This is a genomic window from Corallococcus carmarthensis, from assembly GCF_003611695.1.
Taxonomy (GTDB): Bacteria; Myxococcota; Myxococcia; order Myxococcales; family Myxococcaceae; genus Corallococcus; species Corallococcus carmarthensis.
In genome coordinates, this window is record NZ_RAWE01000185.1 from 1 (window position 1) to 20,657 (window position 20,657).

Below are 20,657 nucleotides of genomic sequence, written 5' to 3' on the forward strand. Positions count from 1 at the left end.
GCGGGGGCCTGACGAGAGGGCCCGCCAGGGCAATCGGGCGCCGGGGGTGAATCCTCTTCACCGCGCTTGGGCTCATACCTCCAGACCCATCGCATGGAGATCGAACGTGTCCAATCCCCACGAGCAGCCCCAGGGCAATCCGCCCTCCGTCATGCCCGTTCCCGCGTCCGAGCGTCACCGGGTGCTCATCATCGGCGGAGGCACGGCGGGACTCACCGTCGCCGCACGGCTGAAGCGCCGGGGCGTCCACGACGTTGCCCTCATCGAGCCCTCGGCCCACCACTACTACCAGCCACTGTGGACGCTCGTGGGCGGAGGCGCCGCGGACATCGCGAGCACCGTGCGGCCGGAAGCTGACTACATCCCGAAGGGGACGCGGTGGATCCAGGACCGGGCGGAGGAGGTGGACCCGGTGCGGCAGGAGGTCCGCACGCGCGGCGGGCTGTGTCTGTCCTATGACTTCCTGGTGCTCGCTCCCGGTATCCAACTGGACTGGGACAAGGTGCGTGGCCTTCGCGAGGCGCTGGAGACGCCGTGGGTGTCCAGCAACTACGACTTCCGGCTGGCGCCGAAGACGTGGGAGATGGTCCGCGCCTTCAAGGGCGGCACTGCCCTCTTCACGCATCCGGCCACGCCGGTGAAGTGCGCGGGGGCGCCGCAGAAGATCATGTACCTGGTGGCGGACCACCTGCGCCGCACGGGGCTCGCGGAGCGCTCGCGCGTCGTCTTCGGCTCGGCCGGCAAGGCCATCTTCGGGGTGAAGCCGTTCGCGGACGTGCTCGAGGGTGTGGTGAAGCGCTACGGCATCGAGACGAACTTCGGCCACAACCTCGTCGAAGTGCGCCCCGGTCAGCGAGAGGCGGTCTTCGCGGTGATGCGGGAGGGACGGGAGGAGCGGGTGACGCTGGGCTACGACCTGCTGCACGTCACGCCGCCGCAGAGCGCGCCCGACTTCATCAAGGCGAGCCCGCTCGCTCACAAGGAAGGCCCGAACGCAGGCTGGATCAAGGCCGACAAGCACACGCTGCAACACCCCGACCATCCGAACGTCTTCGCGCTTGGGGACGCGAGCGACCTGCCCACCTCGCGCACCGGCGCGGCCATCCGGGCCGAAGCCCCGGTGCTCGTGGAGAACCTGCTCGCCGTCATGGCGGGGAAGCCCCCCACCGCCCGGTACAACGGCTATGCGTCGTGTCCGCTGGTGACGGGCTACGGGAAGATGCTGCTCGCCGAGTTCGACTACGACGGCAAGCCCGCGCCGAGCATCCCACTCATCGACACCTTCGTGGAGCGCCGCGACATGTGGCTGCTCAAGAAGTACGGGCTGCCGCGCCTGTACTGGGACTTCATGCTCCGCGGGCGCGCGTAGTGCCTATGCCTGCGGCCGGTCACTGGGCCCGTCTCTCCGGCGCTGGAGACAAGCTCCTGCTATGTCTTCCCAGGGAGATGTCTTGAAAGGCATCCCGGCGACCGGGCGCTCTTCCGATACGGAAGCGGCGCGGAAGCCAGGAGGAGGCGACGGGCGGATGTCGACGCGAACCGATGAGCAGTTGATGGAGGCCGCGCGCTCTGGCGACGACAAGGCGCTGGATGAGGTCCTCGCCCGCCACGAGAAGCAGGTGTACCGCTTCGGCCTGCGCATGTGCGGCTCGGAGGAGGACGCCAAGGAGGTGCTCCAGGAGACGCTGTTCGCGGCCTTCCGGGGCATCCACGCGTTCCGGGGCGACGCGGAGCTCTCCACCTGGCTGTATCAGGTGGCCCGAACGCACTGCTTCCGCCTGCGCCGCCGGCGCGTCGGAGTGCCCGAGGACTTCCAGCCGCTCGACTCTCCCGCCGCCACCCACGTTGCCGCGGAGGAGGCGACTCCGGACATGGTCTCCCATGCGCGGCAGATGGGGGAGGTGCTGCAGGCGGCCATCCTCGCGCTGCCGGAGGCGTACCGGGAGGCCCTCATCCTCCGGGATGTGGAGGGGCTCACGGCGGAGGAGGCCGCGCGGGTGGTGGGCATCGAGGTGCGGGCGCTCAAGAGCCGGCTGCACCGCGCGCGACTCCAGCTGCGCGAGCACCTCTCCACCCTCATGGGGGAGGGCGCCCAGGGGCAGGCGCAGGGGTGTCCGGAGCTGGCACAGGAGCTGACGGAGTTCGCCGCGCAGGAGGTGGATCAGGCCACCTGCGTGCGCCTGGAAGATCATCTGTCGCGCTGCCCGCGCTGTACCGGGGCGTGCGACTCGCTCAAGCGCACGGTGTCCCTGTGCCGCCGCATTCCCGGGGATGCGGTGCCCGCGCCCGTGCGCGCGGCGGTGCGCCAGGCGCTGTCGCGCGCGGTGCCCTCCTGATCCGGTGTGGAGTGTCAGCGGGCATCGGTATTCCGGAGGAACACGCGGGTCGTGTTGCGCGCAAGCTGTCCGTTCGCGCCGAGGATGAGGACGTTCCGGGTCACGCTGCTGTCCCCTGGTTGATGACCTTGATGGCATTGAGCGTGCGGGGATAGCCGATGAACGGCAGCAGGTGGGTGATCGTGCTCACCAACACCTTCCGGTCGTTTCCGACCGCCAGATTCCCGGCGACGTGGCCTGCGAGCTGGGGCTCGCATCCTCCGAGCGACGCAATCATCGCGAACGTCAGCAACTCCCGCGTCTTCAGGTCCAGGCCCGTGCGGGTGTAGTAGTCGCCGAAGCAATTGGCGGACAGGTGCTTCTGGAGATGGAGCTGGTCCTTCGGAGACTTCGCGTACATCTGATCGATCGAGTCGCCGAAGATCCGCTTCTGGACCTCGAGCCCCTTGTCGAACCGCGTGGCCGGGTTCGTCGTCGACTGCCCCTTCAGTGGCAGCGGGATGCCCCGGCTCCGCAGCACCTCGTTGGTGGCGTGGAGGAAGTCGAACACCCGCGCCATGCCGGCGTAGGGCACCGCCTGATAGACGATTTCCTTCACCTCCACCGGCGTGACGCCGACGTTGAGCGCCCCGCCCAGCATGACGCGGTACTCATTGACCGCGTGGCAGGCAATCATGGCCGCGAGCTGCACCATGAGACGGGTTCGAGGGTCCAAGGTCTCGTCCTGGAGCACTTCGCCGAACGCCCAGTTGTCGAAGAGCTCGATCAGCTCTGGGTCGGTCTCCTTGAGCGTTGATTTGTGATTGGGAAACAAGGCGTCGTGGTTGCGCTGCGCTTCGTCACTGATGGCCATGGTGCATGTTCCTCTTCGAGCATTCGGGACAGGCTCAGGGCCGGACGAGCACCTTGAGGGCTTCGCGCTTGTCCATCGCGCGGTAGCCGGCGCCATCCATCACGGTTGCTCGCATGAGTCGGTTCCTCGGGAGGATTGATGACCCCCAGGCCGCCTCCGCCGGAGGGCCTTGGGTTCCTCCGAGAGGTAAGGCCTGGCGCTTCCGGTGACTACACCCCACGGGCCAACAGGCCCTTAAGGAGCGGTTGACAGTGCGGCGTGGGCTCCCGGCGCTGGTGGATGCCGGGCGGCGACCTCGCTGGAGACCTGAACCCGGCGATAAGCGCAACGCTGGCTGCCCGCCTGCTTCCCCTGGTGTCAACGGGGAATCTGTCGCACAACGCCGCCCGTTGACCGGCGCGTTCGGCCACGTGTGCGAAGCGCACATGAACGCCGCCGGCCCTTTTTGGAGCGACAACCGTGAGCAGTCTCATGAAGGAGTCCGTGCTGCGCGTGCACCACTGGACCGACACCCTCTTCAGCTTCGTCACCACGCGTGACCCGGGTTTCCGTTTCGCCAGCGGCCAGTTCACGATGATGGGCCTGGAGGTGGAGGGCCGTCCGCTGCTGCGCGCCTACAGCATGGTGAGCGCGCACTACGAGGACCACCTCGAGTTCCTGAGCATCAAGGTGCCCGGCGGGCCGCTGACCTCCCGGCTGCAGCACCTGAAGGAGGGGGACCAGGTCCTCGTCAGCAAGAAGGCGACCGGGACGCTCGTCCTCAAGCACCTGCTGCCCGGCAAGAACCTCTACATGCTGAGCACCGGCACGGGCCTGGCGCCGTTCCTGAGCCTCGTGAAGGACCCGGAGATGTACGAGCAGTTCGACCGCGTCATCCTCACGCACACCTGCCGGCGGGCCGAGGAGCTGGCCTACCACGACCTCTTCCTCCACGAGCTGCCCCACAACGAGTTCTTCGGGGAGCTGGTGAAGCAGAAGCTCACGTACTACCCGAGCGTCACGCGCGAGGACTTCCGCAACACGGGCCGCATCACCGACCTCATCCGCAGCGAGAAGCTGTTCAACGACGTGGGCCTGCCGCCGCTGAACCCGGAGACCGACCGGGTGATGCTCTGTGGCAGCCCCGGCATGCTGGCGGATCTCACGACCATGCTGGAGGAGCGCGGCTTCCGTGAAGGCACCCCCGGTGAGGCCGGGCACTACGTCACCGAGAAGGCCTTCGCGGAGCGCTGACGGGCCGCTGCGCACCGGCTACTTGAGCGGGTTGTAGCCGGGCTTCTTGTAGAGGCGGTCCCACTGGCCGGCGATCTCCGGCCGGTAGACCGCCTCCGGCCAGTCCGCTGGGCTGACCTCCTCGATGGCGACGGAAATGGAACCTTCGGCGCTGCCGAGGGCGGCCATGACGTCCTTCACGATCTGCTCGGCGAGCTGGGTCTTCTGCTGCTCGGACTTGCCGGGGTAGAGCTTCACGGTGACGTGGGGCATGCGCTGATCCTCTACTTCTGGGACGGGTCCTTCGCAGGGCCTGGCGTCTTGAACGTCTCCTTCGCGACGTTCATCGCGGACAGGACCTTGGGCCAGCCACGGTCGAAGGCCAGGTGCGTGAGCGCCTCGACGAACTCCGGCCGGGCTTCAATCCCATCGCAACGTGATGTTTTGTGTGGCTGGTCTTGGCCTTGCTGAATTGCAAGGGCTTGCCTGTTTCCGATATTCAGACATGCGCGGTACTCACCGAGAGGAACTCTCGATGCTGACGTGTGCTGAATCAGCACCGCAGGGTGGCGACGCGCGGTGAGAAGCGCGCCGCCAACGTCAGACCCAGAGCTGGAGGGGACCCATGTTTGAAAGAGTGCTCGTACTCGCGGTTGGCGGTGTATTGGTATCTGGGTGCAGTGATCGCCCCCCCGAGACTCAGGATCCGATGGCGGACCCGATCCAGGCCAGGGGCGCTACCGACGGCATCGGGTACGACCTTGAGGTGCCTCAGGAGGCGTCTCGAAAGATGCTCGGAATTGACGAGTCGGCACCTGGCGACTTCCCTGCGCAGGGACCGGCCTTGGGACCGCATCCTGACCCCTGGCTGTCGATGACCGGAGTTTCGGGTAGCGCGGGCTCCTTCCAGCGCTGGAGTCTCTATGTGCCCGCCGGCAAGTCGAAGGTGACGTTCAAGATCAGCGGCGGCACGGGTGACGTGGACCTCTACGTCAACCGCGGCACGCCGCCGACGACGTCGGTTTACCAATGTCGTCCGAACCTCAGCGGCAACAACGAGACCTGCACGATCTTGCTGCCGCAGGAAGGCACATACCATGTCGGCCTTTACGGGTACTCGGCGTACTCGGGAGTCAGCCTGACCGGCACGTACGACGATCCGCCCCTGTGCCCGCCCTGGCCCTGGCCCTGGCGTTGGCCCTTGCCTGTGAACCCTGCTCCTCCTCCCCCCTGGCCCCCGATCATCGACATCGCGGACAGCATCGTCGGCCACTTCAATTACTGGACGCTCGACGTACCTTCGGGCCAATCGGTGGTGACGTTCACGCTCAGCGGCGGCACGGGTGACGCGGACCTCTACGTCAACTTCGGCACGGCCCCGACGACGACGACCTACCAATGTCGTCCTGACCTTAGAGGCAACAACGAGACCTGCACGTTGACGGCGCCGTCGGCGGGCACGTACTTCGTCGGCCTCCGCGCGTACTCGGCGTATTCGGGCGTCACTTTGACGACGACGTACACGGCCGGGCCGTAGGCGCGAGACGCGGTGTTCGTCAAAAGGAGCGCGCTGAACCGATGGTGCGCACCGACTCCGAGCGCGATCCGGACGAAGGCCAGTCGGTGCGTCACTTCGAGTGGTTCGCGGAGGGACACCGGGTCAGAGCACGCTCTTTCCAAGCGCCAACAACACCTCGAGGAAGCGCCGGTCGGCGAGGAGCAGGGGCACCATGGGCGCCATGGCCGCGCTGAAGACGGCCACCGCCGCACGGATGTCCACCGGGAACCAGCGCATGCGGCGCGCGACGGTGAAGGACGACCCCAGGTCCACGAGGGACGAGAACTCGGGCGCGCCCAGGAGCTCCTGCCCGGCGGGCGGCTCGCGGTGGAACCATCGCTCCTCGAAGCGCCGCGAGTGCCAGGCGGCCACACCCGAAAAGGCATGGTCCCCCCGCCGCTTCGCGCGCAGGAGCTGGCGGCTGAAGAAGACCAGCGGGGCGAAGACGATGCCAAGGCAGAGGATCGCGAAGGCCAACAGGTGAAGGGCGTAGTCGGTGTAGTCGGCGCTGGGGGCGCGCGCCAGCCGCTGCGCGGTGAGCGTGGAGGCCACCGCGAGGACGATGAGGGCAAAGCTTGCCTGGCAGGTGCCAAGGAATCCCAGGCCACCCGCTGTGTCGGGATGGGTGGGCACGAGGGTGAGCCGCAGCCGGGAGACCCTGAACAGGAAGCTCGCCCACAGGACGCCCCGCCAGAGCCAGCGCAGGACCAGGAACCGGATGAGGGGCATGCTCACCACGAGGTACCACCACCCGGCCAGGGTGCGCGGGCCACCGGGCTCCGAATGAAGCCAGACAGGGTTCGCCTGGTGGGGCAGGTCCATGAAGGACACCGCCAAGGATGCGACCAGCAACCCGGCCTCGATGGTGGCGTTGCGCCTCAGCCGCATCACCCCGCGCGCGATGCCCTCGAAGGTGGCCAGGTCCTTCTCATCAATCAGCTCCGAGACGACGAACTGGCGCACGGCCGCCCCGAGGCTCAGGTCGATGTATCGCTCGGCCGCGATGAGCAGCGGCAGGGACACCAGGAACTCGACGTGGATCCCCATGTCGCGCAGGAACGAGCGCAGCACGGCCGGCTCGCCTTGGAAGAGCGACAGGGCGAGGAGCGGCAGCCAGCCCACCAGCGTCAGGACGAGGATGCGCGTGGGCCGGGAGGTGCGGCGGGGGCGGGCGAGGGAGCGCCGCCGATCGAGCGCGCTTCCTTGGATGAGCGAGAAGTCGAGCAGTGAGGCGGGAACGTCCATGGTGAATACAAAACTGTGCCTTGGGTGCGGCCCTGGCCAGTCAGCTCGCCGCTTGCCCCTGCCGCTGGGGCGAGACGTTTCCATGCATCCACGTGCGCCAGGGCTGGAGGGGGCCGGGATTCAATCCCTTCGCAACGGGATGGTTCGCGTGAGAGGCATTGAATTGCAAGCGCCTGCCTGCTTCCGATATTCAGACAGCCGCGGTTCTCACTGAGAGGAGCTCCCGATGCTGACGCGTGTCGCGAAGAGTGCTTTCGTGGTGATGGGGCTGGCGTTTGCCCTGGCCTGTGGTGGAGCGGAGACGACGGACGCCGAGCAGACGGAAGGAGTTTCGACCGAGTCCCAGGCTCCCGCGACGGAAGCCGGGTCAGGTGACGTCTCCGCCCAGGTGGGCCCGGGCTGTGGTGGCTTCAAGCAGCGGTGCTGTGAGGGGAAGTACTGCAACACCGGCTACGAGTGCAGTCCCGGGACACTGACGTGCCTTCACTGAAGCAGAGCCTTTGAATGCCGTCCCGAGGCACCTCGTGGCTCCGCCCGAGGTGCCTCACCGGAGACTGCCGTAGGTGAGCGAGCGCCACAGCCACTCCGCGGGACCGAAGCGGTAGTATTTCAGCCAGGCGTGGCTGAGCAGCACCTGCACCGCGAAGAGCCCCAGCGCGATGACGACACAGTGTGACGGTGGAAGGCGGCCGATGAGCCCCAGGCCCCAGCCGCTGTAGAGACACAGGCTCAGCACCGTCTGCATCAGGTAGTTCGTCAGCGCCATGCGGCCCACGGGGGACAACACCGCCAGCACGCGGCGCCAGCGCTCGCGCTGGAAGAGCAACGCGAAGCCCGCCAGGTACGCGGCGCCCAGGAGCACGTAGCCCAACTCCTGAAGCGCCATCAGGAGGAACAGGCCGGCGTGGCTCGCGGGCTCCAGTCCCTGGGCTCGCAGCTGGAACGCCAGCAGTCCTCCCGCGTTGAGCAGTCCTCCCAAGCCCAGCCCCCACCACAAAATCCGGCGGAGCAGGGGACGGTGGCGCTCCACGTCCTGCAACAACCGGTGACGCCCCGCCAGCAGGCCCAGGAGGAAGCGGCCGAGGATCAGCGTGAGCCAGATGAGCACGCGGGGGGAGCTGAACCACGTCCGCCAGACGTAGCGGGCGTTTCCCGCCTGCGCCGTCCAGACCGAGTCACTGGAGAGCGCCGCCAGCAGCTCGGCCCGCAGCGCTGATTCATGGGCAGGCGCCGCCGCTCCTGGCCCCCACAGCTGGAGTGCGAGCACACCGGGAGGAATCACTCCCAGGAGCACCACCACCCAGCGCCACAGCGCCCGGTCCGACCTGCCAGAGAAGAGCAGCAGCAGGAGGCCCGCCAGTGCGTACAGGTGGAGGATGTCTCCCATCCAGAGTCCCAGCAGGTGCGCCGCTCCGAAACCCAACAGCACCCCCATCCGACGCAGGTGGACGGGGACGTGCGACGTGCCGCGGGCCTCCGCTCGCGACAGCTGGAGGGAGAAGCCCAGCCCGAAGAGGAAGCCGAAGAGGTTGAGGAACTTGTGCGCCACGAAGAACAGGAAGAGGGCACCGGTCACCAGCTCGGGGAGCGGTGAGCCCAGGGCCTGGAGCTGCGCGGGCGGCAGCAGGTTCCGGCCTCCGAACCAGAGGAATGAGTTCGAGACGAAGACACCACACAGCGCGAAACCGCGCAGGGCATCCACCATTTCGACGCGCTCTTGAGACGGCACCGGATGGGCGGGCGGGGATGAATGAGACACGGGAGCATCCTGCGGTGAGCCCCTGACATCGCCGTGAAACTCCGGTTGGTTTTTGTGACAGACCGGCGGCAACCCGCCGGAGCCTTCCCGTGTCATGGGGCGTCAAGGCACTGTTTCGCCTCCGATGTCCGCGGAGGAATGACATGCGCGGTAGCAGCGCCGAAAGGCTTTCATCCGTCGAGCACGGCTCCGGCGGGGTGACGGTCCGGGAAGCCGGTGGGGCGTTCTGGAAGGACGGGGGCGCGCGTGATTGGGATTGCTGGGTTCCCGAGGGACACTTCAATCTCAGCCAGCGCTTCCTGAAGTGCGCTCAACACATCCAGATGGACGGGTTCCACCAGGTGCCCATCATGCTGGGCGACGGGCGCGGGCAGCCCGTGGGTGTCGCCGCCACCTATCGCAACACCATCGACGGTGCGGATCTGGGCAATGAACGGATCCAACAGGCCGTCCACCTGGTGCGCGGCGCGGCGCCTCGCTTCCTGAAGTACGGCGTCATCGAGGTGGGCAACCCCGCGGGGGTGGGGTTCCCGGTGCGCTCGTCGCTGACCAGCACCGAAGCCATCACGACCGTGGCGCGCTGGGCACAAGAGGAGGCGGCCCGGCAGCGTGCGTCGCTGGTCGTCGTCCGGGACATCGAGCAGACGGCCGCGCCGGACGCCGTGGAGGTGCTCCGCCGCCTGGGCTTCGTGCCCTCTCCGCTTCCCGCGGCGTTCATCGTCCCGCTGCCGTTCACCTCGTTCAATGAATACAAGGCCCACATGCGCGCCCGCTACCGGGCACGGCTGGCCGGGTGCATGAAGGAGACGGCTTCGCTTCGCATCGAGCTGGTGGAGCAGTTCGCGGAGCTCGCGCCACAGCTGACGGCGCTGTGGCGGACCCTCTATGACCGCGCCACCCAGTACCGGCGGCTGGTCCTCACCGAAGGCTTCTTCGCTTCCGCCAGCGACATGCCCGAGGCGAAGGTGATGTTGCTCCGCCGGCCCGATGACAGCATCGCGGGGTTCGGGTTGCTGTTCCTCGACGGACCCATGCTCCGGTTCTCCTGCACGGGGTTCTCTCGCGAAGCGGCCCTGGAGGAGGGCGTCTACTTCCGGCTGCTCTACGAGGTCGTCCGCTACGCCATCGAACACGGCTGCAAGGCGGTCAACATGGGGATGACCACGGCGGGACCGAAGATGAGCGTCGGAGCCCAGCCCGTCCACGTGCAGGCCTGGATCTGGCACCGCTCCGCCCTGCAGCGTCAGGGATTGGGCTGGCTCACGCAGAACCTGATGAAGCCCGCGCCCCCCGTGGAGCGGAATGTCTTCCGCGAGGATGTCCCCCTGTTCCAGGACCCGGCGCTGGCGGAGCAAGCGGTGACTCCGCGGCGTTGAGCCGTGCCTTTACCCGGCGCGCGCCAGGGGGGCCTGGCGCCGCAGCCGTTCGCCGGTGTCCAGCCGGATGGCCTCCTGCACGTGGGGCCAGTCCGCCAGGTGCCGCGCCAGCGTCTGGAAGTGCTCCCGCCGGACGCTCACCCGCACCACCTGCTTCATCCGGCCGTCCTCCATCCGGGGCAGGACCGTGCTGTGGAAGGCGGGCAGCAGCAGCCACTTGTTGAGCTGCGAGCTGCGCAGCAGCGTGACGAAGGCCGCGCCGTCGAAGCGCACACGCGCGAGCTCCTGACTGGTCCAGTTGGAGGAATAGACGCGGTCCCTCCCGAGCAGCCAGTGGTGATACACGCTGCTCGGGCCGGTGTTGCGGCGCCAGTAGTCCGCCCAGCGCAGATCCTCTTGCAGCTGCGCCGTGCCGTAGGCTGACACCACGGCGCGATTGCGGATGGCCAGCTCCGTGACGGTCGAACTCCACAGGTCCGCGCGCCGCAGCACCGCGGAGGCGTTGCCCAGGCAGTTGGCCACCGACCCTGGCGGTGCGCCCAGCAGGTCGCGGACGTCGATGGGGAAGTACAGGCCCACCTCGGGGGACGCTCGTGGCTCGCGGGTGCATTCGCCGAAGAACTTCAGCAGCGTCGCGTTGACCACGTCGTTCGTGGACACCTTCGTGCCGGCGGCCAAGGCCTGGGCCTTGATGCCGTCGACGCCGTCCTCGTCCAGGAAGAGGCAGACGGGCACGGCATCCGTCACGGCCTGCTTCAGGTAGCGCACGATGCCCAGCGTCGCCCTGGCGCGCGAGATGTGGACGATGCCGTGCCGTCCTTCGCGTGAGGGCCGGCTGTCGGCCGATTCGTCCGGCTCACCCAGGTGCCTCCAGATGTCGCGCCGGTCGAACACCGGCGGCTCGCTAGGCGCCCGGCACGGGTCGCTATAGGCGTCCGATACCGCGTGCAGGAAGTCGTAGATGCCGTGCAGGTCCGTCAGCGCGTGGTTCCAGCTCAGCCCCACCACGGAGGCGTCGCGGAAGTGCGTGAGCTTCAGGTGCAGCAACGGCCGGCGCCCGTCGTGGACCGGGGGCTTCCCGGGGGCGAGCCTGGAGACGAAGTCCCCCGCGTAGAGGACCCTCCGGTCTCCCGTGGGGAAGGGCGCGTCGGCCTCGTCGATGTCCAGGCCGACGGGGCTCATGCCCTCACGGACCCCGGGGCGGGGCGGGTGGTGGCAGATGACCAGCACCGCGTCTTCCTGCTGCCTCAGCGTGCCGTGGAAGAACGGATAGCGGATCAGCGTCGCGCGGAGGGCCTGGGTGAAGCGCTCGGTGTCGATCCTTCCGCTGAAGACCGCCGCGAAGCTCACGAACATGTCCTTCAGCGCGACGTCCACGGCGCTCAGCGCCCACGTCCGCTTCAGCGGTTCGGAAGGGGTGAGGACGAGCTGCCGTGCCATGTGCGGGGCCTCCGGAGAGAGGAACTGCGTCAGGTCTTGTCGCGTGTACGGGAGCGCTCACGCATCAGTTCGAGCAGGGCCAGCGCCTCGCCGCCCTGTCCCGCGAGCGCTTCCATCATTCCGGCCTGGTCGTCCGCCGAGCGGTTCTGGCCCAGCTTGAACTTGCCCTGGAGCTCCTCGATGGGTAGCTCGAAGCCGACGATGTGCTCCAGCATCTGCGCGCGGCCTTCGTCGGACAGGCGGGTGTCGTGGCCCGGAGCGCCAATGGCGGGCTCGTACACCGCGATCGTCATGTCGATGAGTTGGGACAGCTCCGCGGGCGTGTCGATGATTCGCGGACGCCCGAGCGCGTGCACCACCGCGTAGTTCCAGGTCGGCACCGAGGGCCGCACCTTGTACCAGGTGGGTGAGATGTAGGCGTGGGGGCCATGGAAGACACAGAGGACCGGCCCCTCGCCGTCGAAGTCCTTCCAGTGCGGGTTGGCGCGGGCCACGTGCCCCATCAGCGTGCCCTTGTCGCCCTTGCCGGGCAGCAGCAACAGCGGCACGTGCGAGACGTTGATCCCGGAGCCGTGCGAGATGACCGTGCTGAAGCTGTGCTGCTTCATGAACGCGTGCAGCGCGGGAAGGTCCGACTCCTGGAAGGTGCGGGGCGTGTAGAGCATGCGGTCCTCGACGAGGGCGGTCAGATGCTCAGGGCGGAGAAGACCCTGGGCCCGACCGCGTTGTAGATGCGTCGGAGCAACGACCAGGACAGCCTTGCACGCCAGGGGAGGTGAGAGAAGCAGAGCAGTTCGTACTCGGTGAGCGGCGTGGCCCCGCGCTTCTGCTTGAACTGCCCGGAGCCCGAGCTGAGGTTGAGCGGCAGGCCTCTGGCTTCCGCCAGCTGCATCAGGTGGCTCATTCCCGCCCGGTACAGCCCGTGCTTGCGCGACAGCACCGGGTCGTGGCCCACCACGGAGCCAATCAGCTCATCGCCCGCGACGAAGCAGGTGACGAAGTAGGCGAGGCGGCCCTCCACCTCGATGCCGTAGACCTCCAGCAGCCCCTGCCGGAACACCTCCTCGAACCAGGCCTCCGTGAAGAAGGCGTTATGGTCGGAGTACTTGTCGATGTAGAGCGCCCGGTACAGCTCACGGAGACGGTCGATGACACCGGGCTCCGCGGCCGTGAGCCTGCGCAGGTTCGCTCGGTGCTGGTTCAGCAGGTTGCGGTCCTGCCGGAACTCCCGGGGCGGCTTCTTCCCCTCCTCGTGCCGCCACACGTACATCTGGCGGTTGAAGATGGCGTGCAGCTCCACGCCCGGACGCTCCCGGGCCACCGCCTCCTCCGTCTCCGCGGTGGCCCGCTTGAAGACGAAGGCGTGCGTCGGAAAGCGCTCCCGCAACGCCTGCGTCAGCCTTTCCAGTTGCTCCGGCGTGAAGCGAAGCGCCGGCCCCGTGGCCAGCATCCAGTGATTGACGTAGACGACCCGGTCCAGGTGCCTGGGGCGGATGACCGCCCGCACGGCCCGGATGAACGCGAGCAGCGCCCGCCGCGTCCCGGGCTCCTTCACGGAGTGCACGAACTCTTCCGCGTAGGTGATGTAGTTGATGAACGGCGAGGTCAGGTAGCAGTCGCTGTCCGCGCCGTCGTTGATGATGAGCGGCGTCACCTCGCCATCCACGTCCGCCAGCAGGATCCGGTGGCGGGTGTTCTCGATGAAGGGCGTGGTGCCGCGCTCGACGTAGTGACCGACGAGCTTCGACGCCAGCCGCGCGCTGTCGCTGCCTTCCGCCTCCGCGAGCGGCGGAGGGGCGCGCTCAATGAGCCTGACCGGAGCCATGGCGCACGTCGAACGAGTACACCGGGGTCGTGCCCACGGTGAGCGTCACATCCCGCACCGCTTCGCCTCGGAACGTGTAGCGCAGGCGCGCCTCCGGCCCCATCCCGATCAGGTCCACCGTGTCCTCCGACACCGGCACGGCCTTCAGCATCGGCTGCTCGTTGACGAAGATGCACAGCTCGTTGTCCACCATCCGCAGGCCACCCCGGGCCTCGGACGGCAGCGGCGCGAGGCCGGTGCCCGGCAGGCTGAAACCCTGGGGGAGGGTGAAGTCGAAGGCGAAGCGCTCGACGATGCGCGGATCCAGCTCCGCCTCCGTGACTTCGCTTCCCATGGCTTGCAGCGACGGGGGGACCTGCTGGGGCGGGAAGAGGTGGAGCAGCGCGTCGTCCGCCGTGACATCCAGCACCAGGTGGATGCGGGCCACGTCGCTCTTGTTGACGCCGTGGTGCGGCAGCGAGAAGTCGCCGTACCAGAACTCTCCCGCGCCCCAGACACACCGCTGCCCGCCCACGTAGAACTCCACGTCGGGATGCGTGACGACGGGGATGTGGAGCCGGACGATGCGCTTGGAGAGGAACGCGTCCTGGTGTTCGCGGATGACGCCTCCGGGCTCCAGGCGCAGCAGGCGCGCCAGCCGCAGCTTCAGCCCCAGGCCGGAGAGCAGGTCGCGCAGATAGGGGGCCTGCTCCAGCACCGGTGATGCCCCCGACGTGGCGGAGTGCAGGCAGATGGAGGTCCACCCCTGATGGCCTTCGCCCGGGTAGCCTGCGGGCAGCGCTTCCACCTGGCGCCGGACGGCGTGCCAGGCCGCCTCCAGCGCCTGGGGGTCGAACGTCTTCGTCAGCTTCACGGCATGCATGAGACGGCGCTCCTCAAGAACGTCGTTGATAGAAGTGGATCCGCCACAGCTGGGTGCGCTCCTTCGCGATGGCGTCTTCGTAGCGGCCGGAGACGACCTCGTAGCCCTGCACCTCCGGTGAGGCGACGCGCAGGTGCCCCCGGGTGACGACCAGGGCCTCCGGCGCGAGGCCGGGCTTCATCGCGTTCAGGAAGTCGCGCTCGCGCTCCGGTGGGAGGAACGAGGGCACGTCGGAGAGCGACACGAAGTCCACGTCCCGCTGCTCCTGGACGTGCTGGATGATGTCGCCCCGGACGTAGATGATGTCGGCGGTGCGCGCGGCCCGCTGCGCCGCCAGGAAGACGTCGGCGTCGCACTCGATGGGGTAGCCCTCCGGGTAGCGGAGCTCTCCGAAGAAGACCAGCTGGAGGAAGAAGCTGGAGCGCACCGGCAGCGTGCGGAAGAGCCGGTCGAAGAGGTCCCAGTAGATGCGGAACGCGCTTTCGGGGCGGTTCTTCTTCGGGAAGTCCCCCCGGTAGAGCAGCGAGTTGAGCACCGCCGAGTTCCCCATCAAGAGGAGCACCAGCTTCCATGCTCCCTTGGGAAACCCGCCGTCCAGCCAGGCGCGCTGCCCCGCGACATCCGGCTGTTCGAACATCCTCCGCCCGCGCTGGCCGGTGAACAGCCCCACGATGCGCGACAGCGTGCGCAGCATCCCTTCGAAGCGGCCCAGGTAGACGATGCGCTCGCCGGCCTGGACCGCCTGGCGCACGGGCTCCAGGGACGTCCGCGCGGAGCCGGAGAGGGGCAGGGAGGAGAGGAGCTCCAGCCGGCGCTGGATGGACATGGCCTCGTAGCCCAGCAGCCCCAGGTACTCCGTGTGGTTCAACTGCCGGAGCGCGGCGATGCGCAGTTCGGTGAGCGCGAGCTGGGTGTCGGAGATGTCCACGCACGTCACCTTCCGGGGCGCGCGGGCGAGGAGCGGCACCACGCGCCCTCCGCTCCCGGCGACGGCCACCACGTGACGGGCGTCCGCCGGAAGGGCGTGCAGCTCGACGCTGGAGTCCTCGTCGCCGAGCGAATAGTTCAGGTGACGGAAGTAGGCCTGTGCCATGGCGGGAGGCTCACAGCGCCTTGAGGAAGGCGGCCCGCTCGCTGCGCCCGTCGACGAGCTGGGCGTAGGCATCCGCCACCTCGTCCATCATGCGCCACGTCAGCCGGAGGCTGGTCTCCATCACCTGGGCCACGTCCTCCCAGTCCTCGGGCGTCTTGCACTTCTTGGCGATCATCTCGTCCACCGCCTGCGAGTGCTCCGCGTCGATGTCCGAGTGCGCGACGAAGAAGGTCATCTGTGCAGGCGTGAGCCCCAGCGTCTTCTGCACCTTGCCCAGCAGCGGCCGGATGTAGTCGTAGCAACTCTCCGCCCAGAAGCTGTACCCCAGGCGCTGCAACGGATTGCCCTGGTAGGAAATCCAATACAGGTACGCGATGAGGACCTCGGTCGCCGGCAGGGCGCGCGGGATGGGGAAGCCGGGCTGAAGGCCCATGCTGGCGACATCGTGCAGGGCCATCTGCTCGTGGCCGACCTCCTCCTCCGCGTGGTTGAAGCAGAACTTCTGGTAGTGCCGGTCGTCCTCGCAGCGCACGCCCACCAGCGCCTGGTTGCGCGCGTTGTGGCGGGTGTAGTGATACGTCTCAATCAGATACAGCGCGTAGAGCGCCTTGGTGACCTCACCCTGTTGGACGGTGCGGACGAAGCGGGACTGGGCCAGCAGTTCGTCCCAGACCTGGGAGCGGCGGTGCTTCAGCGCCTCCATGCCGGAGGCTGCCTGTGTCGTGTCGGTCATGTCTGTTCCACCTCCGCCAGTGGCGCGTAGGCCTCCGATGCTTCCTTCGACTGGAGGCGGTTGAGTCGTTGGGTCAGCCGCGTGCTCGCGGCGATGAGCTGCGGCCAGGTGCCCATCATCAGCGTGTACGGCTGGGGGCCTCTCAGGGGCACGGAGTGCTGCTCCTCGGAGGCCGCGGTGAGCCCGTAGCGCTCGAACACGGTGCGCGAGGCCCGGCGGCACAGGCCGATGATGCCGACGTAGCCCTCCTGCATCGCCCAGGTGCAGGCGGCGAGGAGCAGGCGGGGCGTGACGTAGGCGCTGCGTGCGTCGGGATCCACGACCAGCCGGCTGAACTCCGCGTAGCCCCGGAACCTCGGCGCCTGCTCCTCCAGGGAGCCGGCAAGCGCGTGGAACTCGAAGGGAGCCGGGGTGATGCGCAGGCTTCCCACCAGCCGCTCGCCCCAGCTCGCGCCGAAGTGGGCGCTGCGCTCATCCAGCTGCAACCGCCAGTCGATCTGGAGCTGCTCGGGGCTCAGCATGTAGCTCAGCCGCTCCCGGTACTGGGCGTCGCGAAAGCGTTGGATGCGCTCCACGTCGGCGGCGGAGGCGCCACGCAGATGGGGGCCGCTCACGACCAGGGGTGTGCCCCCCGCGCCGAGCGGAGCCATCAGCACCGCCAAGGCGCTCATCGCCGCGAGGTTGGAGGCCAGCTCCTCGTCGCGGGATGCGCCACCAGCTGTATCAGCCACGGACTTCCCCCTCTGGCTTCGCAAGGCTGCCGCTGGCGGCGGGCGCCGGCGCAAAGGCATACGTGTTCAAGGAAATGAGATGTCTTCTTCAGGGACGCGCGGTTGCACCCCGGGCCTCACGGCCTCCGGATCCACTCGCGCCTTGAATCCAACAGTCGCTCAGATCATCGCGTTGCGTAAAGCGCTCCGGAGGTAGCGCCCTTGTCGCATCCGTGAGCCTCCCCGCGAGTAGTGCGCACCTCCCCGCGCGATCCGCCATGGCGTATCCGTGAGACGTGGGCAACGCCAGACGTCACGACGGGCGTCTACCCGGGCGGATGGGTGGCTGCTTCGCGCGAGGAAGCCAGGAGACCGCCACCTTGGCCCTGCCTGCCCTCTGGCCCGTGGCCTTGCGCCAGCGAACCGCGTCCTCAGCTTCATCTTGGCGCGTGCTGCATCCCGCGCTCACCAGGAGGTGGAGGTCCATGGGAATGCATGCGAGCGGCCGGTCGCGGAGGGTGGCCTGGGCGGTCGTTTCGGGGGCCCTGGTGGGATGGACGGTGCCGGCCCTCGGCGCGGAGGAGCAGGCCTCGAGCACGGCGCCGGAGATCGATCCCCAGGCCCTCTCCGCCCTGAACAGGATGGGCGCCTTCCTGCGCGATCAGCAGTCATTCGCGGTCCGGGCGGAGACGACCACGGACGAGGTGCTCACGAGCGGGCAGAAGGTCCAGTTCTCCGGCCAGAGCGACATCCAGGTGCGGCGTCCGGACCGGCTGCGGGCGGACATCTCCTCCGACCGCAAGCAGCGGCAGCTCTTCTATGACGGCAAGACCTTCACGGTGAACGGCCCGAGGATGGGCTACTACGCGTCGTTCGACGCGCCTCCCACGCTGGCGAAGACCATCCAGGAGGCCGAGCAGCGCTTCGGCATCGAGGTGCCGCTGGTCGACCTGTTCTACTGGGGAACGGACCAGAGCGGGGTGCGCGACATCCAGTCCGCCATCGACGTGGGGCCAGCCCGTGTCCAAGGCGTGGACACCGAGCACTACGCCTTCCGGCAGGACGGCGTGGACTGGCAGCTCTGGATTGAAAAGGGCGACACGCCGCTGCCCCGGAAGCTGGTCATCACGACCGTCAAGGAGCCGGCGCAACCCCAGCATGCCGTGCTGCTCGACTGGAACCTCCGTCCCAGGCTCGATGACGCGGCGTTCGCGTTCGTCCCGGCGAAGGACTCCCACCGCATCGTCCTCGAGGAAGCAAAGGCCCGGTCGCGCCAGCCGGACTGAGCCAGGAGCCATTTCCCATGCGCACGACACGAATCCTTTCGCTGCTCGCCATCACGTCCTCGCTGGGGCTGTTCGCGGGAGCAGCCAGCGCGCGCGAGGTCCACAACACGACCCGGACGCACGTGAACACGAACGTCGACCGTGGCCGGAACGTGAACGTCCATCGCGACGTCGATGTGAACCGTGACGTGGACGTGCACCGCGACATCGACGTCGACGTGGACCGTGATTACCACCCCGTGGCCAGGGTGGCCGGCGCGATGGTGGCCGCGGTCGCCGTTGGCACGGTGGTGCGCGCGCTTCCCTCCTCGTGCTCCACCGTCGTCTCCCGCGGCGTCACGTACCAGAACTGCGGGGGCACCTGGTACCAGCCCCGCTATGCCGGAACCGACGTGACCTACGTCGTGGTCAACCCGCCGTGATTCGAGCGGCCTGAAGGTCCGCCCCCACCCCCTGACAGGAGCGCCTCACGATGGCTCGACACGAGAAGAAGGACGCCGCACGCCCCGGCGGCGCGAAGAGGGCCCCGGCGGCGGACACGCAGCCCGCCAGGCCGTCCATCACGTTGCCGCCCCGGGGCGCTCCGAACGTCGTCATCGTGCTGCTGGATGACGTGGGCTTCGGCGCCTCCAGCACCTTCGGTGGCCCCATCCCCATGCCCACCCTGGAGGCGCTGGCCGGACAGGGGCTGCGCTACAACCAGTTCCACACCACGGCGATGTGCTCGCCCAGCCGTGCCGCGCTGCTGACGGGCCGCAACCACCACAGCGCCCACATGGGGGCGCTCACGGAGATCGCCACGGGCCTGCCTGGCTATGACAGCGCCATTCCCAAGAGCGTGGCCACCACCGCGGAGGTGCTGCGGCAGGGCGGCTACAACACCGCCTGGTTCGGCAAGGGCCACTGCACGCCCATGTGGGAGGTCAGCGCCGCGGGCCCGTTCGACCGCTGGCCCACGGGGCTCGGGTTCGAGCGGTTCTATGGCTTCCTGGGCGGAGAGACGTCGCAGTGGGAGCCCGCCCTCTATGATCAGACGACGCCGGTCGCGCCGTACCGGGGCCGCGAGGGCTATCACCTGAGCGAGGACCTGGCCGACCAGTGCATCGGGTGGATCCGCAACCAGAAGACGGCGGCGCCGGACAAGCCGTTCTACATCTACTTCGCGCCTGGCGCGGGTCACAATCCCCACCACGTGGCGCGGGAGTGGATTGACCGGTTCAAGGGCCAGTTCGACCAGGGCTGGGACGCGCTCCGCGAGGAGACCTGGCGGCGGCAGCTGGCGCTGGGCGTCATCCCTCCTGGCACGAAGCTGACGCCGCGCCCGGAGCCGATTCCCTCCTGGGAGGAGTACCCGGACCGGTACAAGCCGGTGGCTTCGCGGCTGATGGAGGTCTACGCCGCCTTCCTGGCCCACGCGGACGCGCAGATTGGCCGGGTCGTCGATGCCATCCAGGACCTGGGCGTCTGGGACAACACGCTCTTCGTCTACATTGTCGGGGACAACGGCGCGAGCGCGGAGGGTACCCTGCACGGCGCCTGGAGCTCCCCGTCCTACCAGAACGGCTTCCCCGAGGATCCGGAATGGCTGCTCGAGCACATGGAGGACTTCGGCTCTCCCCGGTGTGAGAACCACTACAACGTGGGTTGGGCCTGGGGGCTGGATTCGCCCTTCCAGTGGATGAAGCAGGTCGCGAGCCACCTGGGCGGCACCCGCAACGGGCTGGTGGTGTCCTGGCCCCGGCGCATCCAGGACGCGGGCGGCCTGCGCTCGCAGTTCCATCACCTCATCGACATCGGGGCCACCGTGCTGGATGCGGCGGGCATGCCGCCTCCCGAAGAGGTCGACGGCGTGCGGCAGAAGCCCCTCGAGGGCGTCAGCATGCTCTACACCTTCAACCAGAAGGACGCTCCGAGCACCCACGTGACGCAGTACTTCGAGATCCTGGGCAACCGGGCCATCTACCACGATGGGTGGATGGCGTCGTGCTTCCACGGACGGCTGCCCTGGGTGCGCATCCAATCCCTGCCCTTCGGGCCCCAGGAGCGGTGGGAGCTGTATGACATTGCCCATGACTTCAGCCAGGGCGAGGACCTGTCGGCGCGGCACCCCGAGAAGCTCGCGCAGCTGCAAGCCCTCTTCGACCAGGAGGCGCGCAAGTACAACGTCTATCCCCTCAACGACGAGACCATGCAGCGGGCGCTGCCTGACAACCGGCCCAACCTGCTCGAAGGCCGGACGACGGTGACCTATTACCGCGACAACGTCCGCATGCCGGAGCTGGCCACGGTGAACGTGAAGAACACGTCGTTCGACCTCACCGCCGAGTTGCGGATCCCCGAGGGCGGGGCGGAGGGGGTCATCGTCAGCC

Annotated in this window: 20 protein-coding genes; 9 read left to right on the forward strand and 11 right to left on the reverse strand. The window is 68.1% G+C overall.

What is annotated here, in order from left to right; translation table 11 throughout:
• Positions 1–106: 106 nt before the first annotated feature.
• The gene (locus D7X32_RS33425; protein ID WP_279635638.1) at positions 107–1,369 is read left to right on the forward strand and encodes an NAD(P)/FAD-dependent oxidoreductase; all 1,263 of its coding nucleotides are present in this window, start codon (positions 107–109) and stop codon (positions 1,367–1,369) included.
• Positions 1,370–1,526: 157 nt separating this feature from the next.
• Positions 1,527–2,336: a sigma-70 family RNA polymerase sigma factor gene (locus D7X32_RS33430; RefSeq protein WP_120606628.1), complete on the forward strand. Its 810-nt coding sequence runs from the start codon at positions 1,527–1,529 to the stop codon at positions 2,334–2,336.
• A 100-nt stretch (positions 2,337–2,436) separates the two neighbouring features.
• On the opposite strand, the gene D7X32_RS33435 is transcribed toward D7X32_RS33430, so the two are convergent.
• Entirely contained in the window at positions 2,437–3,189 is a 753-nt protein-coding gene (locus D7X32_RS33435; RefSeq protein WP_120606629.1) for a carboxymuconolactone decarboxylase family protein, read from the reverse strand.
• 459 nt (positions 3,190–3,648) lie between these two features.
• Here D7X32_RS33435 and D7X32_RS33440 point away from each other — a divergent pair, with 459 nt between their 5' ends.
• Positions 3,649–4,422, forward strand: coding sequence for a ferredoxin--NADP reductase (locus D7X32_RS33440; RefSeq protein ID WP_208752619.1), 774 nt, complete (start codon positions 3,649–3,651; stop codon positions 4,420–4,422).
• An 18-nt stretch (positions 4,423–4,440) separates the two neighbouring features.
• Here D7X32_RS33440 and D7X32_RS33445 read toward each other — a convergent pair whose 3' ends face one another.
• Positions 4,441–4,674 carry a tautomerase family protein gene (locus tag D7X32_RS33445; protein ID WP_120606631.1) on the reverse strand — a complete coding sequence of 78 codons (234 nt, stop codon included), beginning with the start codon at positions 4,672–4,674 and terminating at the stop codon, positions 4,441–4,443.
• Positions 4,675–5,110: 436 nt separating this feature from the next.
• Here D7X32_RS33445 and D7X32_RS47665 point away from each other — a divergent pair, with 436 nt between their 5' ends.
• The gene (locus D7X32_RS47665; protein WP_279635639.1) at positions 5,111–5,938 is read left to right on the forward strand and encodes a PPC domain-containing protein; all 828 of its coding nucleotides are present in this window, start codon (positions 5,111–5,113) and stop codon (positions 5,936–5,938) included.
• A 123-nt stretch (positions 5,939–6,061) separates the two neighbouring features.
• Here the strand turns inward: D7X32_RS47665 and D7X32_RS33460 are convergent, their stop codons facing one another.
• A complete protein-coding gene (locus D7X32_RS33460; protein ID WP_120606633.1) occupies positions 6,062–7,204 on the reverse strand; it encodes a hypothetical protein in 1,143 nt (380 codons plus the stop codon).
• A gap of 226 nt (positions 7,205–7,430) precedes the next feature.
• Here D7X32_RS33460 and D7X32_RS33465 point away from each other — a divergent pair, with 226 nt between their 5' ends.
• On the forward strand, positions 7,431–7,694 hold the full coding sequence (locus D7X32_RS33465) for a hypothetical protein (RefSeq protein WP_120606634.1): 264 nt from the start codon (positions 7,431–7,433) through the stop codon (positions 7,692–7,694).
• A gap of 54 nt (positions 7,695–7,748) precedes the next feature.
• Here D7X32_RS33465 and D7X32_RS33470 read toward each other — a convergent pair whose 3' ends face one another.
• Positions 7,749–8,963: a DUF418 domain-containing protein gene (locus D7X32_RS33470; RefSeq protein WP_244239326.1), complete on the reverse strand. Its 1,215-nt coding sequence runs from the start codon at positions 8,961–8,963 to the stop codon at positions 7,749–7,751.
• 143 nt (positions 8,964–9,106) lie between these two features.
• Here D7X32_RS33470 and D7X32_RS33475 point away from each other — a divergent pair, with 143 nt between their 5' ends.
• The gene (locus D7X32_RS33475) at positions 9,107–10,339 is read left to right on the forward strand and encodes a GNAT family protein (RefSeq protein WP_147450368.1); all 1,233 of its coding nucleotides are present in this window, start codon (positions 9,107–9,109) and stop codon (positions 10,337–10,339) included.
• Between the two features lie 9 nt (positions 10,340–10,348).
• Here D7X32_RS33475 and D7X32_RS33480 read toward each other — a convergent pair whose 3' ends face one another.
• The 7 genes from D7X32_RS33480 to D7X32_RS33510 are packed head-to-tail and all read right to left on the reverse strand — an operon-like array spanning position 10,349 to position 17,023.
• Entirely contained in the window at positions 10,349–11,779 is a 1,431-nt protein-coding gene (locus D7X32_RS33480; RefSeq protein WP_120606637.1) for a transferase family protein, read from the reverse strand.
• Between the two features lie 29 nt (positions 11,780–11,808).
• Positions 11,809–12,444 carry an FMN-binding negative transcriptional regulator gene (locus D7X32_RS33485; RefSeq protein WP_120606638.1) on the reverse strand — a complete coding sequence of 212 codons (636 nt, stop codon included), beginning with the start codon at positions 12,442–12,444 and terminating at the stop codon, positions 11,809–11,811.
• Positions 12,445–12,464: 20 nt separating this feature from the next.
• Entirely contained in the window at positions 12,465–13,604 is a 1,140-nt protein-coding gene (locus D7X32_RS33490) for a GNAT family N-acetyltransferase (RefSeq protein WP_120606639.1), read from the reverse strand.
• Complete coding sequence (locus tag D7X32_RS33495) at positions 13,582–14,466, reverse strand: aspartyl/asparaginyl beta-hydroxylase domain-containing protein (protein WP_120606640.1); 885 nt, start codon at positions 14,464–14,466, stop codon at positions 13,582–13,584. Before D7X32_RS33495 ends, D7X32_RS33490 begins: the two co-directional genes overlap by 23 nt.
• A gap of 13 nt (positions 14,467–14,479) precedes the next feature.
• A complete protein-coding gene (locus D7X32_RS33500) occupies positions 14,480–15,559 on the reverse strand; it encodes a DUF3419 family protein (RefSeq protein WP_158625811.1) in 1,080 nt (359 codons plus the stop codon).
• Between the two features lie 10 nt (positions 15,560–15,569).
• The gene (locus D7X32_RS33505) at positions 15,570–16,292 is read right to left on the reverse strand and encodes an iron-containing redox enzyme family protein (protein WP_171449289.1); all 723 of its coding nucleotides are present in this window, start codon (positions 16,290–16,292) and stop codon (positions 15,570–15,572) included.
• Positions 16,289–17,023, reverse strand: coding sequence for a GNAT family N-acetyltransferase (locus D7X32_RS33510; protein ID WP_158625812.1), 735 nt, complete (start codon positions 17,021–17,023; stop codon positions 16,289–16,291). Before D7X32_RS33510 ends, D7X32_RS33505 begins: the two co-directional genes overlap by 4 nt.
• Positions 17,024–17,487: 464 nt before the next feature.
• Here D7X32_RS33510 and D7X32_RS33515 point away from each other — a divergent pair, with 464 nt between their 5' ends.
• From D7X32_RS33515 to D7X32_RS33525, 3 genes are all read left to right on the forward strand, one after another.
• Positions 17,488–18,288 carry a DUF2092 domain-containing protein gene (locus D7X32_RS33515; protein ID WP_158625813.1) on the forward strand — a complete coding sequence of 267 codons (801 nt, stop codon included), beginning with the start codon at positions 17,488–17,490 and terminating at the stop codon, positions 18,286–18,288.
• Positions 18,289–18,305: 17 nt separating this feature from the next.
• Positions 18,306–18,710 (forward strand): hypothetical protein, encoded by a 405-nt coding sequence (locus D7X32_RS33520; protein ID WP_120606644.1) that lies wholly within the window; start codon positions 18,306–18,308, stop codon positions 18,708–18,710.
• A 50-nt stretch (positions 18,711–18,760) separates the two neighbouring features.
• A partial coding sequence (locus D7X32_RS33525) for an arylsulfatase (protein WP_147450369.1) occupies positions 18,761–20,657 on the forward strand: 1,897 nt, incomplete at its 3' end.

Bases quoted from the DNA above. Each gene is read 5' to 3' on its own strand.
- D7X32_RS33500 (WP_158625811.1), bottom strand. From the start codon at position 15,559: ATGGCACAGGCCTACTTCCGTCACCTGAACTATTCGCTCGGCGACGAG.
- D7X32_RS33460 (WP_120606633.1), bottom strand. From the start codon at position 7,204: ATGGACGTTCCCGCCTCACTGCTCGACTTCTCGCTCATCCAAGGAAGC.
- D7X32_RS33490 (WP_120606639.1), bottom strand. From the start codon at position 13,604: ATGGCTCCGGTCAGGCTCATTGAGCGCGCCCCTCCGCCGCTCGCGGAG.
- D7X32_RS33485 (WP_120606638.1), bottom strand. From the start codon at position 12,444: ATGCTCTACACGCCCCGCACCTTCCAGGAGTCGGACCTTCCCGCGCTG.
- D7X32_RS33515 (WP_158625813.1), top strand. From the start codon at position 17,488: ATGGGAATGCATGCGAGCGGCCGGTCGCGGAGGGTGGCCTGGGCGGTC.
- D7X32_RS33445 (WP_120606631.1), bottom strand. From the start codon at position 4,674: ATGCCCCACGTCACCGTGAAGCTCTACCCCGGCAAGTCCGAGCAGCAG.
- D7X32_RS33430 (WP_120606628.1), top strand. From the start codon at position 1,527: ATGTCGACGCGAACCGATGAGCAGTTGATGGAGGCCGCGCGCTCTGGC.
- D7X32_RS47665 (WP_279635639.1), top strand. From the start codon at position 5,111: ATGGCGGACCCGATCCAGGCCAGGGGCGCTACCGACGGCATCGGGTAC.
- D7X32_RS33435 (WP_120606629.1), bottom strand. From the start codon at position 3,189: ATGGCCATCAGTGACGAAGCGCAGCGCAACCACGACGCCTTGTTTCCC.
- D7X32_RS33465 (WP_120606634.1), top strand. From the start codon at position 7,431: ATGCTGACGCGTGTCGCGAAGAGTGCTTTCGTGGTGATGGGGCTGGCG.
- D7X32_RS33505 (WP_171449289.1), bottom strand. From the start codon at position 16,292: ATGACCGACACGACACAGGCAGCCTCCGGCATGGAGGCGCTGAAGCAC.
- D7X32_RS33475 (WP_147450368.1), top strand. From the start codon at position 9,107: ATGCGCGGTAGCAGCGCCGAAAGGCTTTCATCCGTCGAGCACGGCTCC.
- D7X32_RS33520 (WP_120606644.1), top strand. From the start codon at position 18,306: ATGCGCACGACACGAATCCTTTCGCTGCTCGCCATCACGTCCTCGCTG.
- D7X32_RS33495 (WP_120606640.1), bottom strand. From the start codon at position 14,466: ATGCATGCCGTGAAGCTGACGAAGACGTTCGACCCCCAGGCGCTGGAG.
- D7X32_RS33480 (WP_120606637.1), bottom strand. From the start codon at position 11,779: ATGGCACGGCAGCTCGTCCTCACCCCTTCCGAACCGCTGAAGCGGACG.